This window comes from Gilliamella sp. wkB292, assembly GCF_001690235.1.
GTDB classification, from domain to species: Bacteria; Pseudomonadota; Gammaproteobacteria; order Enterobacterales; family Orbaceae; genus Gilliamella; species Gilliamella apicola_F.
In genome coordinates, this window is sequence record NZ_LZGO01000048.1 from 53749 (window position 1) to 66238 (window position 12490).

General features: G+C 34.3%; 14 protein-coding genes. 9 read left to right on the forward strand and 5 right to left on the reverse strand.

Annotation, left to right across the window (positions count from 1 at the left end; all coding sequences use genetic code 11):
- Positions 1 to 37: 37 nt before the first annotated feature.
- The 3 genes from focA to A9G09_RS05305 form a co-directional block, all read right to left on the reverse strand.
- Positions 38 to 886: a formate transporter FocA gene (gene focA, locus A9G09_RS05295; protein WP_081297488.1), complete on the reverse strand. Its 849-nt coding sequence runs from the start codon at positions 884 to 886 to the stop codon at positions 38 to 40.
- 366 nt (positions 887 to 1252) lie between these two features.
- Positions 1253 to 2323 carry a membrane-bound lytic murein transglycosylase MltC gene (gene mltC, locus A9G09_RS05300; protein WP_065633851.1) on the reverse strand — a complete coding sequence of 357 codons (1071 nt, stop codon included), beginning with the start codon at positions 2321 to 2323 and terminating at the stop codon, positions 1253 to 1255.
- Positions 2324 to 2331: 8 nt separating this feature from the next.
- Entirely contained in the window at positions 2332 to 2601 is a 270-nt protein-coding gene (locus A9G09_RS05305; RefSeq protein WP_065633852.1) for an oxidative damage protection protein, read from the reverse strand.
- Between the two features lie 215 nt (positions 2602 to 2816).
- On the opposite strand from A9G09_RS05305, the gene A9G09_RS05310 reads away from it, so the two are divergent.
- From A9G09_RS05310 to A9G09_RS05320, 3 genes are all read left to right on the forward strand, one after another.
- On the forward strand, positions 2817 to 4028 hold the full coding sequence (locus A9G09_RS05310; protein ID WP_065633853.1) for an aspartate aminotransferase family protein: 1212 nt from the start codon (positions 2817 to 2819) through the stop codon (positions 4026 to 4028).
- Between the two features lie 68 nt (positions 4029 to 4096).
- Positions 4097 to 4708, forward strand: coding sequence for a ribosome biogenesis GTP-binding protein YihA/YsxC (yihA, locus tag A9G09_RS05315; RefSeq protein WP_065633854.1), 612 nt, complete (start codon positions 4097 to 4099; stop codon positions 4706 to 4708).
- A 12-nt stretch (positions 4709 to 4720) separates the two neighbouring features.
- A complete protein-coding gene (locus tag A9G09_RS05320; protein ID WP_065633855.1) occupies positions 4721 to 5707 on the forward strand; it encodes a serine/threonine protein kinase in 987 nt (328 codons plus the stop codon).
- Positions 5708 to 5755: 48 nt separating this feature from the next.
- Here A9G09_RS05320 and A9G09_RS05325 read toward each other — a convergent pair whose 3' ends face one another.
- A complete protein-coding gene (locus tag A9G09_RS05325; RefSeq protein ID WP_065633856.1) occupies positions 5756 to 6052 on the reverse strand; it encodes a GIY-YIG nuclease family protein in 297 nt (98 codons plus the stop codon).
- 185 nt (positions 6053 to 6237) lie between these two features.
- Here A9G09_RS05325 and A9G09_RS05330 point away from each other — a divergent pair, with 185 nt between their 5' ends.
- Positions 6238 to 6942, forward strand: a complete 705-nt coding sequence (locus A9G09_RS05330) for a lipopolysaccharide core heptose(II) kinase RfaY (protein WP_065633857.1) — start codon at positions 6238 to 6240, stop codon at positions 6940 to 6942.
- Positions 6943 to 7142: 200 nt separating this feature from the next.
- Complete coding sequence (locus tag A9G09_RS05335; RefSeq protein ID WP_065633858.1) at positions 7143 to 7730, forward strand: hypothetical protein; 588 nt, start codon at positions 7143 to 7145, stop codon at positions 7728 to 7730.
- A gap of 176 nt (positions 7731 to 7906) precedes the next feature.
- Here A9G09_RS05335 and A9G09_RS05340 read toward each other — a convergent pair whose 3' ends face one another.
- On the reverse strand, positions 7907 to 8566 hold the full coding sequence (locus A9G09_RS05340) for an alpha/beta fold hydrolase (RefSeq protein ID WP_065633859.1): 660 nt from the start codon (positions 8564 to 8566) through the stop codon (positions 7907 to 7909).
- Positions 8567 to 8790: 224 nt separating this feature from the next.
- On the opposite strand from A9G09_RS05340, the gene A9G09_RS05345 reads away from it, so the two are divergent.
- The 4 genes from A9G09_RS05345 to A9G09_RS05360 are packed head-to-tail and all read left to right on the forward strand — an operon-like array spanning position 8791 to position 12374.
- On the forward strand, positions 8791 to 9843 hold the full coding sequence (locus tag A9G09_RS05345; protein ID WP_141671533.1) for an ABC transporter substrate-binding protein: 1053 nt from the start codon (positions 8791 to 8793) through the stop codon (positions 9841 to 9843).
- A gap of 9 nt (positions 9844 to 9852) precedes the next feature.
- Positions 9853 to 10866: an iron ABC transporter permease gene (locus A9G09_RS05350; RefSeq protein ID WP_065633860.1), complete on the forward strand. Its 1014-nt coding sequence runs from the start codon at positions 9853 to 9855 to the stop codon at positions 10864 to 10866.
- Position 10867: 1 nt separating this feature from the next.
- Entirely contained in the window at positions 10868 to 11632 is a 765-nt protein-coding gene (locus tag A9G09_RS05355; protein WP_065633861.1) for an ABC transporter ATP-binding protein, read from the forward strand.
- Positions 11619 to 12374, forward strand: coding sequence for a substrate-binding domain-containing protein (locus A9G09_RS05360; RefSeq protein WP_065633862.1), 756 nt, complete (start codon positions 11619 to 11621; stop codon positions 12372 to 12374). The genes A9G09_RS05355 and A9G09_RS05360 overlap by 14 nt, the downstream gene beginning before the upstream one ends.
- The last annotated feature ends 116 nt before the right edge of the window (positions 12375 to 12490 follow it).

Consider the following 12490-nt stretch of genomic DNA (forward strand, 5'->3'; position numbering starts at 1 on the left):
TTTACCGCTCATATAAATGAGGGTAAATATTTTAAAATCAATGTGGCTTACGTAAATATAAAGCCCAATAAGGTAGCGCAACAGCTAATCCACCTAAAATATTCCCGATTGTTACCGGGATTAAATTATTTATAATAAAATGCTCAACGGTTAATTCTTTAAATGCATCTGCCGACAATCCAACAGCAGACCAAAATTCCGGTGAAGCAAAATTTTTAATTACAATTCCCATAGGAATCATAAACATATTTGCGATACTATGTTCAAATCCACTTGCCACAAACATAGCAACAGGTAATACCATAACTAACATCTTGTCGAGTAAACTGCGACCAGCATAACTCATCCAAGCAGCCAAACATACCATTAAATTAGCCAGTAAACCTAAAAATACTGCTTCAATAAAAGTATGGTGCAATTTATGATCTGCGGTTTGTAAAACGTTTAATCCCCACAATCCATTAGCTACCATATATTGACCTGAAAGCCAAATAACTGCTACAAACAGTATAGCACCAATAAAGTTACCAATATAGACAAAAATCCAATTGCGTAGCATTTTTAGCCAACTCACTTTGTGAGTCATTTTAGGTAAAATAGTTAATACTGTTGAAGTAAAAAGATCTGCACCACAGCAAACAACTAACATTAATCCTAATGAAAAGCAGATACCACCGACTAATTTTGCTAAACCAAAAGCAACACCAGCCGTTCCAGTTGTCACAGTGATATAAAATACAAATGCAATGGAAATAAAAACACCTGCAATGATGGCAGAAAGAAGCGTGCTACAAGGGTGTTTATTTACTTTGTAATTGCCGATGTCTTCAGCGATCTGGGTCATTTGCGCGGGGGAAAACGAATCCACGAGTTTATCTGTACTCAAACTAACATCCTCAAAAAAACTAGGGTTTTATGAGAGCCATAGTATACTCAAAATTTGAAGCAGATCACGTTTTTTTTATTAAAAAATTTTATAACAAAAAATCATTATTTGTTAAAGAAATCACTTTTACTATAAATAATTAATCTAAGATTATCCACCAAAATTTAAAATATCTAATTAATTAAATTTATTTTTTTAGCATCCATATAAACATTTTTATAAAATATAACGGTTATAATACCGTTTAAAATAATCGATAGATTCACTTCAGAACTATTCTTACAAATTTGTTGTGATTGTTTGAAATATATCCTTTACGCTTCATTACTAATTTTGCAAATGAAGCGTTATCACCCTATAACCCGCTTATTTATTATCTAAAATTCGACTCACTTTTATTAAGTAATTTCGGGATTCTTGAGAAACGTGCGAAGTCACTAATTTTCGATAAACTTGCTGTGGTGTCATAGAATTAATAATGTTAATGGCTTCGTTACGGTCATTAGAAAACGTACGCAATACACTTCCTGCTCCACCATTATAAGAAGTAATCATGGCATATCTTAAAGAAATTGGATTATTAATGCCTGCTAAATATTTAGTCTTTAATAGAGATAGATAGGCTGTGCCCATATCGACATTATTACGAGGATCGAGTAAAAACTTACGGCTTGGTTCGCCTGACTTACCTTTTAATTTAAAAATGTCACGACCTGCTGTATGTTGCTGAACTTGCATAAGACCTAATGCGTCGGTTCGACTTACTGCGTACGGGTTAAATGCTGACTCAACTTCCATAATTGCTAAAATTAATCGTTCATCAATAAAATAACGATTCGAAGCTTCAGTTACAAGTGGTAAAAACTTTTTAGCACGTTGATTAATGTGGTTAGGCACAAGTTTGATTTCAACATAAGTAATTAAATGAGAACCTGATTTACGCTGTTTTAAATTATTCGCTAACACATAATCAGCAAAGCTATTAGCTCGCGCACTCCAACGAATGGGCTGCCGTTCTTGGTCAAGAACTTGGTTATATAAAAAAGGTTCTTTTGACAAGTCCTGACTGATTTTATCTTTACGTATAATATCAACAGGTTCAGGCATTAATAGTGTTGAAACGATGGCTTCTTTTAAATTATCAAGTGGAGAACTGGATAATGTCTCAACAGTAATGACACCAGAAACAAAATTAATATGGACTCGAGTTTGTAAATTATCCTCATATTGCACATAATCTTTAGGCCCCGCTATAAGCACCTCTTTAGGACCCCATATTTGTTCGATATTATTTGCATATTGACCAATTAAAATATTAAACGCATTGGTATCTTTTACATAATAATCTTCGTCGATTTTATTGGAATTTTTACTAGGACAACCACTTAAAAGGCTCACTGTCACGAATAATGAAATAATTTTTATTTTGTTTTTCATTTGAGTTCTCAGTTTTTAGGTTTGTATCCGTCAATGACAATATCTTCACCTTCAAATAAAAATTTTACCATCTCACTTTCGATTTTTTTACGGTGTTCAGAATTCATCATATTATATTTGTTTTCATTAATTAACATAGTTTGTTTTTTTAGCCACTCTTGCCAAGCACTTTTAGAGATTTCATTATAAATTCGTTTACCAAGTTCACCTGGATAAAGTTGAAAATCTAAACCTTCTGCGTCTTTTTTTAAATAATGACAATAAATAACACGGCTCATCTTAATTCCTATTGAGAGACAATTATCATTTGACCCACGATTATACCCGAAAATGGTACGATAAAAACAATAAAATTGTTGCCTTAATCAATTTCGTTCTCACGGTTTGGAAAATGAATTTTAATTCAAATATAATGAATAATTATTTACTTTACTAAACATTTAAATTACATAAAATAGATGTAACAATTTAGATAAAATATAAGGATAAAATGATGACCACCAAAATCACTCGAGAATTATTTGATAAAGTTATTTTACCTGTTTATGCGCCAGCTCAATTTATTCCTGTTAAAGGTGAAGGCAGCCGTGTTTGGGACCAGCATGGTGAAGATTATATCGATTTTGCTGGTGGCATAGCGGTTAATGCCCTTGGTCATTGCCATCCAAGATTAGTTAAAGCACTACAAGAACAAAGCGAAAAATTATGGCATGTTAGTAATGTATTCACTAATGAACCGGCCTTGACTCTTGCACAAAAACTAATTGATAACACGTTTGCAGATCGTGTGTTTTTCGCTAATTCAGGGGCTGAAGCCAATGAGGCAGCATTTAAACTGGCTCGATACTATGCAACTGAAAAATATAGCCCTTATAAAACAAAAATCATCTCCTTTTATCAATCTTTTCATGGTCGTACTTTTTTTACTGTATCTGTGGGTGGGCAAGCAAAATATTCCGATGGTTTTGGACCAAAACCGGCAGATATTATTCATGTTCCTTTTAACAATCTAGATGCGGTTAAAGCAATAATCGATGACCATACTTGTGCAGTAGTATTAGAACCGGTACAAGGCGAAGGAGGCCTAACTTCCGCAACCCCAGAATTTTTACACGGTGTGCGTGAGCTTTGTGATCAATATAAAGCACTGTTAATCTTTGACGAAGTACAATGCGGCATGGGACGTACTGGTAGTTTATTTACCTATCAACAATATGGAATAACACCCGACATATTGACTTCAGCTAAAGCATTAGGGGGGGGATTCCCTATTAGCGCAATGCTGACCACCAATGAAATAGCCTCGGTAATGCACCCTGGAGTGCATGGTACTACCTATGGCGGTAATCCTTTAGCTTGTGCCGTTGGTTGTGAGGCTTTTGATATTATTAACTCGCCAGAAGTGCTAGAAGGCGTTCAACAGCGAAGAGCAATATTTATTGAAAAACTAGAAGAGATTAATGATCAATTTAAAGTATTTCGAGAATATCGCGGCAAAGGTTTATTATTAGGCGCCGAACTTCAACCGCAATTTCATGATAAAGCAAGAGACTTTCTTAATGTTGCAACAGAATTTAAAGTTATGATTTTAAATGCGGGCACCAATGTACTAAGATTTACACCTTCACTAATCATCTCTGAAAATGAAATACAAGAAGGCATGATGCGCTTTGCAAAAGCCGTCGAAAAGGTTGTCAACGCTTAAGTTTTTCTATACAGTAACGGCATTTTAATCAATTAGGTGCCGTTAATGCACTTAAAGGATACTTTGTTATGACCGATATTCGCCCTTTAAATTACGCAAAAACACACTTTATTTTAAGTGCGCCAGATATATCACACCTACCAACTGATAGTGGCGTTGAAGTTGCTTTTGCTGGTAGATCTAACGCAGGTAAATCCAGTGCGCTCAACACACTAACGAATCAAAAAACATTAGCCCGAACCAGTAAAACACCCGGTAGAACCCAATTAATTAATCTTTTTGAAGTAGAAGAAAATTGCCGTTTGGTCGATTTACCAGGCTATGGTTATGCGCAAGTGCCTGAAGCAATAAAACGAAAATGGCAAAAATCACTGGGTGAATATCTACAAAAACGAGAAAGCCTAAAAGGGTTAGTCATACTGATGGATATCAGACATCCACTCAAAGATCTCGATCAACAGATGATTGATTGGGCTGTATCGGTTGAAATTCCGGTGATGTTATTGCTAACTAAAGCCGATAAGCTTGCGTCTGGCGCGTTAAAAAAACAAGTCAATATGGTTAAAGAGGCAATCCTACCTTTTCAAGGTGATATTACTGTTGCGCCTTTTTCATCACCTAAACGAATTGGATTAGATGCATTAAAGCAAAAACTAGATCAATGGTTTAATCAACAGTAAGGAAACCATTTGATGAGTCAATTAGATTTTTCATTTCAATCATTATCACCGGAATTGATCATCGATAGTTTGGCAACTATTGGTATTGATGTTGACTCAGGCTTAACAGCGCTCAATAGTTACGAAAATCGTGTCTACCAATTTATGGATGAACAACGTGTTCGCTATGTAGTAAAGTTTTATCGGCCCAATCGTTGGAATCGGCAGCAGATCCTTGAAGAGCATCAATTTACTAAGCAACTATTTGACGCAGAAATTCCAGCTATTGCACCATTAACACTCAATGGCTGTACATTACATGAAAATCAAAACTATTTGTTTGCTGTTTTTCCTAGCGTAGGTGGGCGGCAATATGAAATGGATAATATTAACCAAATGGAATCGGTTGCCACCTTACTTGCACGGATTCATCAAATTGGCGCAAAACAACTGTTTTTACATCGTCCAACTATCGGATTAGACGAGTATTTATATCACCCAAAAGAAATCCTATTATCGAGTAATCTGGTCCCCAATAAAGTACGATTTGAACTCACGGAAACGTTATCAACATTAACCCAAACAATCGAACAGCATTGGCATAACGATTGGCAACCTATTCGTATTCACGCTGATTGTCATCCTGGTAATATTTTATGGCGTGATAATGCTATGTTTGTTGATTTTGATGATGCGCGTAATGGACCGGCAGTCCAAGATATGTGGATGCTACTTTATGGAACCGAGCAAGAACAACGCTTACAATTAGATACCTTGATTGAAATCTATCAAGAATTTTATGATTTCGACACTGCACAGCTCAAATTAATCGAGCCTTTAAGAGCAATGCGTATGGTGCATCATCTAGCTTGGATTATAATGCGATGGCAAGATCCCGCTTTTCCGCCCGCTTTTACATGGATAACAGATGAGGATTTTTGGCTTCAACAATTAGCAACATTTAGACAGCAAATTATTGCTATCAAATCACCAGCAATTCAATTGCTTTCGGTTAGGTAAATAAAATAGACAAACTAAAATTAAAAAACAGCCAGTGTCACTGTAATGTTAAAGTCCTAACTTCTCTAATAACACCTCTAAACTAGGCTGAAGTTGAACTAATTGTTCTTTTTTGGGTTTGGAAAGTTGTTTAATCCGATACTCAAGCCTTAAAGCTGTTGATCTATCACCTACACAAACTTGATACACAATTGCAAGATCTTGATGACCTTTTAAATGCTTTGCGCCCTTACCGCTTTGGTGTTGATGTAAACGTCGGCTCGTATCTGTTGTGATACCGGTGTACAATGATTGTTTAGCGGTTCTAATAATATATAAAAACCACATAACTGATTTACTATTCATAGTTATCTCAACTTGATAAATTCATTTATCTTTTATAGTTTATCATTATTAATTCATTATATGCATGTGCCTATTTGCGTGAATTTTGTTAGAATAGTCACTTAGGTAAGATTACTACTTCTTTTACTTTATTTAACTTACTGTTCTAGATAGTCCCCATGTTATATATTTTGAGGCGTTAAAATTTGAATAACTTTGCAAAAATTATTGAAGTTGAACGTGGCGATATGAAATTCGCTTATGTTGATAATGATGAAATTAATTATTTAGACCTTTTTGACCAATTTCTGGCAGAAGAAGGGCATCGCGAACTCCTCGACCCCAGTGATAAACTAGAGCGATATACTTATTTGATCAATCACAATCAAAGCAAATTTATCTTTAAAATTGATGGTGGGATCGAACATCGTTTAGAGCGCAAGCTTATTGCCAAAATTACTGGCGATTTTTATTTCAACCTCATTCGAAAGTTGGCAAAAATATCATTAGATAAATGTGATATTGCTTATGAGCTTTATTTGGTTGCTTTTGACAAAAAAACACAGCGCCATTATATGATTTTCAATTTTATTGAAGGCCGCTCATTAAAATGGGAAGAAATGGAGCAGTATGGCGATCAAATAAAAGACTGTATTGAAAAATTACACAGTTATAATTTAGTTTCTAATGACGTACATGGCGGTAATTTTATTTTAACACCTGACGGCAAAATTAAAGCGATTGATTTAACTAATTCTGGTTTTATTTGGTTAACGAAAGCAAATGATGCTATTGAATTAAAAGAACGCTTCAATATCAAAATCAAAGTCCCTGTTTTAGCAATGGCAATTAAAAAATTTACCCATGGCTTTAAAAAATTATCACGAAAAATACGTGGTAAAAAAGATTAAATTAACCAGATGAGAGAAGGTCAATCTTCTCTCTTAATTTATTAATACATACTGTTGCCTTTGAAGACTTAATTAGCAAAAATTAGCCCTCCATCTAGTTTATAGATTATCATTTTATTCGTTTTTCAAACCATAGAAACACTAGCAAATCTATGTATAACCAGCTAGAATTAATCAGTTAATTCTAATAAGGGTGTGGTATGAAAAAGTTAATTGGTATTGTGACAATATTTACGATGCTAACTGGGTGTACATCTCAAAAGATGATGTCAATTTATCAAACGCAAGGTGTAGAAATCGGTCAAAATTCATCTGGTGTTGATATAGTGAATAAATATACTACCTCACGCCCTATTACTGCCCTTCACTCTTCTTTAGCTCTGTGTATAGCTCAAGAACTTGATAATAGCCCTGTGGTATTAACCAGTGATAACTATTTTGGCTCTCGCTGGTGGTCATACTATAACATGCCAGTTCAACAACAGGCCGTCACAGTCAGTGGTGGTGATACAATTAAATTAGTTGAAGGAAATAGTGTTGTCGCTAACGCAGTTACAGACTACGAATATTATATTAAGTATTTTGTTAGTTATACCCTGACAACAACACGCAATCAAAATGATATCCGTTATCTGTTTAGTAATATTAAACAAGCCCAGCAATTTACTGGTTCAGTGGTCAATGACGGCTTTGAAAACGTAAAAACATTAGAAAGCGCGCATCCAAACTTAGTTATTGATGCATTAAACAAAGAGGTTGATAAAATTCAAGCTTGCTTATTGCGATAATACAAAATTAAGCAATACACTTATCTTGTAAAGATATGTTTTAAAGATTATACGTTTCAACATATTTTGTAACAAAAATAACTAGTCATTATTCGATATTGACTAGTTTTATTTTTATAAACATTAACTTACTATTTTTTTAAAACTTCCAATCTTTTATTTTAAATAATGACATCTTAATCTGTTTCAAAAAATTTAACCAAATCAGGATATAACATATCATTATTAATGATATAGCTACCATGATCATGGTTTGTCATAATTTTCAATTGCGAATTGGGTATATTGTCAGCAATTTCAACGAACATTGCAGGATTATAAATATCATTTTCTGCACCAATAATTAAAGTTGGTATTGTAATTTTAGTTAACGAACTGAGTTCGATATTGGGTTGTTCAAGCATCATTTTAAATAATGGATCGTTTGTTTGTTCGTAGTGCTGTTGTACGTATTGATAGCTTTGTTGAGTAAAATCGGATGGTTTCAAATTCACCCCCAATAATGCCATTTTTTTAATCATTCCCTTATTACGCAATGCTAACAATAATGCAATAATGGCGCCATCACTAAAACCGATGATATTCACTGACTTAAGACTTAGTTTGTCAATTAACGCCTCAACATCATCAGCCATAACGTTATAATCATAAACATCAGTCTTATCACTGCGTCCATGATTACGACTATCCACTGCATAAATAGTATAATGTGATGTTAATTTGGCAATGAGAGGCAAAAAAACCCGATGATCTCCCCCATTACCGTGCAATAGAATCAAAGGCTCACCTGTACCCGTTTTTAGATAGTAAAGGTTTACTCCGTTAACACATAGCATAATTCACCTTAGTTACAGTTGCTTAATTTAGAATCAGTATAACGTTGATTTTATACTTCTCCCATCTGAAGCTAAAGAATTTTCATAAACCCATTATCACCAAACATCAATGAATATTAATTGTTATTAAACTAAAATTTCGCTATATTTAAAATTATATAGCGAATATAATTTTAAACTAATTAATTATTAATTAACACATTATATGTCTATTAGGATGAACGATGGAAATTTATAAAAAGTTTTTACTACTATTTGGATTGTTTTTATCACTTTGCTTAACAGTCACCTGTGAAGCTAAACAAGTGACTGATCAACTTAACCGCACTGTTCAAATCCCTGATAAAGTGGAAAGAGTAGTCGTTTTGCAACATCAAACATTAAATCTAATTGTACAACTAAACCGTCAACAGACCCTTGTAGGTGTTTTGTCTTCTTGGCAAAAATTATTAGGAAAAGACTTTGTCAGATTTGCTCCAACTTTATCTAACCTACCGACACCGGGCGATCTAACTTCGGTTAATATCGAAAGTTTACTTGCTCTCAAACCGCAAATTGTCTTTGTCACAAACTACATGCCCAAAGCGGTTATCGATCAAATTGAAAAACTCAACATTCCGGTTATTGCTATCTCGTTACGCAAAGATATAGCCTCGCAGGCAGATAAACTAAATCCCATTATGGTTGATGAAGAGACAACTTACAATGAAGGATTAAAACAAGCAATACGCCTAATTGGTGACGTGCTTAATGCTAACAATGAAGCCGAGGACTTAATCAACTATACTTTTGAGCATCGAAAAATTGTCACAGATCGATTACAACGTATAGCACCTGAAAAACGCATACGCGTTTATATGGCTAACCCAGATCTCACTACCTATGGTTCGGGCAAATATACTGGATTAATGATGGAACATGCAGGCGCCATTAATGTTGCTGCGGCAACGATTCAGGGCTTTAAACAAGTTTCGATAGAAAATGTCATACAATGGAATCCACAAGTTATTTTTGTGCAAGATCGATATCCACAAGTCGTTGAAACAATTTTATCCGATGATTTATGGAAAAATATTGATGCAGTTAAGCAAAAAAAAGTTTATTTAATGCCCGAATACGCAAAAGCATGGGGATATCCTATGCCTGAAGCTTTAGCTATCGGTGAGCTTTGGATGGCAAAAAAACTTTACCCAGATTTGTTTAAAGATATTGATATGCAAAAACAAGCCAATGATTATTACTGGCGATTTTACCGCGTCAACTATCAAGGGGAATAGCAAGATAATATGATCGGCTTTTCCTATCGCCATTTACATGTTGGCCTGATTATATTAACTATAATATTAATAGTTGTTTCATTAATTATTGGACACTATTCAATATCTGTTAGCCAAGTTATCCATGTATTGCTTTCATTGCCAACATCACAAATAGATCAAACAATGGTGGTTGATAATCAAGTCATTTGGCAAGTAAGGTTGCCACGTATTTTATTAGCTTTTCTAGCTGGTGCAGGATTAGCAATTTGTGGCGCAGTATTACAAGGGTTATTTTATAACCCGCTTGTTGATCCTCATGTCATTGGTGTGACATCAGGTGCAGCTTTTGGTGGGACTTTAGCCATTTTGTTAAATTTTTCAACGTTTGGACTGATGGTTTCAGCTTTTTCATTTGGGCTATTAATACTCTTTTTAATCTTATTATTAACTCACGTTATTAAACAAAACAATGTGCTAGTTCTAGTATTAGTTGGATTAATATTAAGTGGTTTTTTTAATGCACTGGTGAGTTTAATACAATACCTCGCAGATAGTGAAGAAACACTCCCCAATATTGTATTTTGGTTATTAGGGAGTTTTTCAACAGCTAATTGGGATAAATTAATGACATTAGCCATTCCAATTGTTATTGCTAGCTATTTTTTAATCCAGTTAAGTTGGCGGATAAATATTTTATCATTAGGGGACAGTGAAGCTAAAAATTTAGGTATATCGATTCTTTTCTCTCGATGGTTAATTTTAATTTTGTGTACCTTAATTATTTCTATGCAAGTTGCAGTTAGTGGTTGCATTGGCTGGGTAGGATTAATCATTCCTCATGCCGCGCGATTATTGGTCGGTAGTAATCATCAACGACTACTGCCTATAACATTTTGGTTCGGCGGTACTTTTATGATTATTGTTGACGATATTGCACGAACCATCAACACGGCTGAAATACCACTCGGTATTATTACAGCGCTGGTTGGTGCACCATGTTTTGTTTTGTTATTACGACATCAAATTTTACAGAAATCCTAATATGACATCAGCCATTATAACAACACATAACTTAATTTGTGGTTATCAACAGAGTAAGCCCTTAACTACAGCGATAAATATTACAATTCATACCAATGATATTATCGCCATTCTTGGCGTGAATGGCCGAGGAAAAAGTACTTTGCTCAATACATTAATGGGAACCCTTAAGCCTTTAAGTGGCACTATCACCAATCCTTATTATTGTAGCTTTGTTCCACAAAATTTCATGCCCAATATAGATTATAAAGTATGGGAAATTGTAGTAATGGGAAGCGCTAAAAAGTGGGGATTATTTGGAAAACCCGATAAACACACTTTGCAGTTAGTTGAAGATAAGTTAGCCCAATTTGGATTAGCACATTATAGTCATCACCTATTTTCACAGCTTTCTGGCGGTCAAAAACAGTTAGTGCTTATTGCCCGTGCATTAATGAGTGAATCGAAAATTTTATTACTCGATGAGCCAACAAGTGCCTTAGATTTACATAATCAAAATAAAGTGTTAAACATTTTGTCATCATTAGTACAGAAACAAAATTTAACTATTGTGTTTACGACTCATGATCCAGCTCATGCAATGAGTTTAGCTAACAAAGTATTATTACTTGATGAAACAGGTTACCAATATGGTCTTACCCAAACGTTGTTAACCGAGACACAATTAACCCAGTTATATAACATCACAATGAAAAAAATAGTTTTTTCTGACTGCCAAACCATAATTCCCCTTTACACAATGGGTAATCATTATGACAACACTTAATATTTATGCAGCGGGAAGTTTACGTATTGCATTTCCTGCATTAGCCGAACTATTCAAACAAAGCTTTTCAACCGAAATTCATATAAAATTTGGACCGGCTGGATTACTATGTGAAAAACTATTGCAGAAAACCCCTGACGATAATATTCATTTATTTGCATCGGCTAACACGTTGCATCCTAAAACACTCATAGATCACAGAAAGGCTATATCTGATTATGTTTTTGCTCATAATCGCTTATGTGTAACAGTAAGAAATGAATCAAAATGGACATCAAGCGATATCATCAAATTATTATTAAATCCTGAAACACGTATTGGTATGTCTACTCCGCAAAAAGATCCATCTGGAGATTATACTTTTCAGCTATTTGATAACATAGGTACCTGCTATGCGGGTATGGGTGAGCAATTAAAACACCGCGCAAAACAATTAGTCGGGGGATCACTAGAGAGTCATATCCCTAAAGCGATGCATCCGGCTGAATTTTTTTTACTAAACAACACCGTTGACGCCTATATTGGTTATGCTAATTACGCACAAACAATTTTACAAAATCCGAAATTAGCTATTATTAATCTGCCTGCCAAGTTTAATCCTGCTATAGATTATAGTATTGCCTTACTTAAACCGGCTCATAAAATGGCGAAATTATTTATTGGTTTTTTACTTAGTGAAAAAGGCCAAAACTGCTTGATGGCTAATGGCTTTAGTAAAATAACGAACATAAAGACAAATTAACTACTTACATTAATTACAAAACTAGTTAGATAAGTTTCATATTCTTCTGATTTCTATCTGTATAACTATACTACTGTTATTTAGAGAAATAATAAAATGACAGAAAGGAGAGATAC

Bases quoted from the DNA above. Each gene is read 5' to 3' on its own strand.
- mltC (WP_065633851.1), bottom strand. From the start codon at position 2,323: ATGAAAAACAAAATAAAAATTATTTCATTATTCGTGACAGTGAGCCTT.
- A9G09_RS05305 (WP_065633852.1), bottom strand. From the start codon at position 2,601: ATGAGCCGTGTTATTTATTGTCATTATTTAAAAAAAGACGCAGAAGGT.
- A9G09_RS05310 (WP_065633853.1), top strand. From the start codon at position 2,817: ATGACCACCAAAATCACTCGAGAATTATTTGATAAAGTTATTTTACCT.
- yihA (WP_065633854.1), top strand. From the start codon at position 4,097: ATGACCGATATTCGCCCTTTAAATTACGCAAAAACACACTTTATTTTA.
- A9G09_RS05320 (WP_065633855.1), top strand. From the start codon at position 4,721: ATGAGTCAATTAGATTTTTCATTTCAATCATTATCACCGGAATTGATC.
- A9G09_RS05325 (WP_065633856.1), bottom strand. From the start codon at position 6,052: ATGAATAGTAAATCAGTTATGTGGTTTTTATATATTATTAGAACCGCT.
- A9G09_RS05335 (WP_065633858.1), top strand. From the start codon at position 7,143: ATGAAAAAGTTAATTGGTATTGTGACAATATTTACGATGCTAACTGGG.
- A9G09_RS05340 (WP_065633859.1), bottom strand. From the start codon at position 8,566: ATGCTATGTGTTAACGGAGTAAACCTTTACTATCTAAAAACGGGTACA.
- A9G09_RS05345 (WP_141671533.1), top strand. From the start codon at position 8,791: ATGGAAATTTATAAAAAGTTTTTACTACTATTTGGATTGTTTTTATCA.
- A9G09_RS05350 (WP_065633860.1), top strand. From the start codon at position 9,853: ATGATCGGCTTTTCCTATCGCCATTTACATGTTGGCCTGATTATATTA.
- A9G09_RS05355 (WP_065633861.1), top strand. From the start codon at position 10,868: ATGACATCAGCCATTATAACAACACATAACTTAATTTGTGGTTATCAA.
- A9G09_RS05360 (WP_065633862.1), top strand. From the start codon at position 11,619: ATGACAACACTTAATATTTATGCAGCGGGAAGTTTACGTATTGCATTT.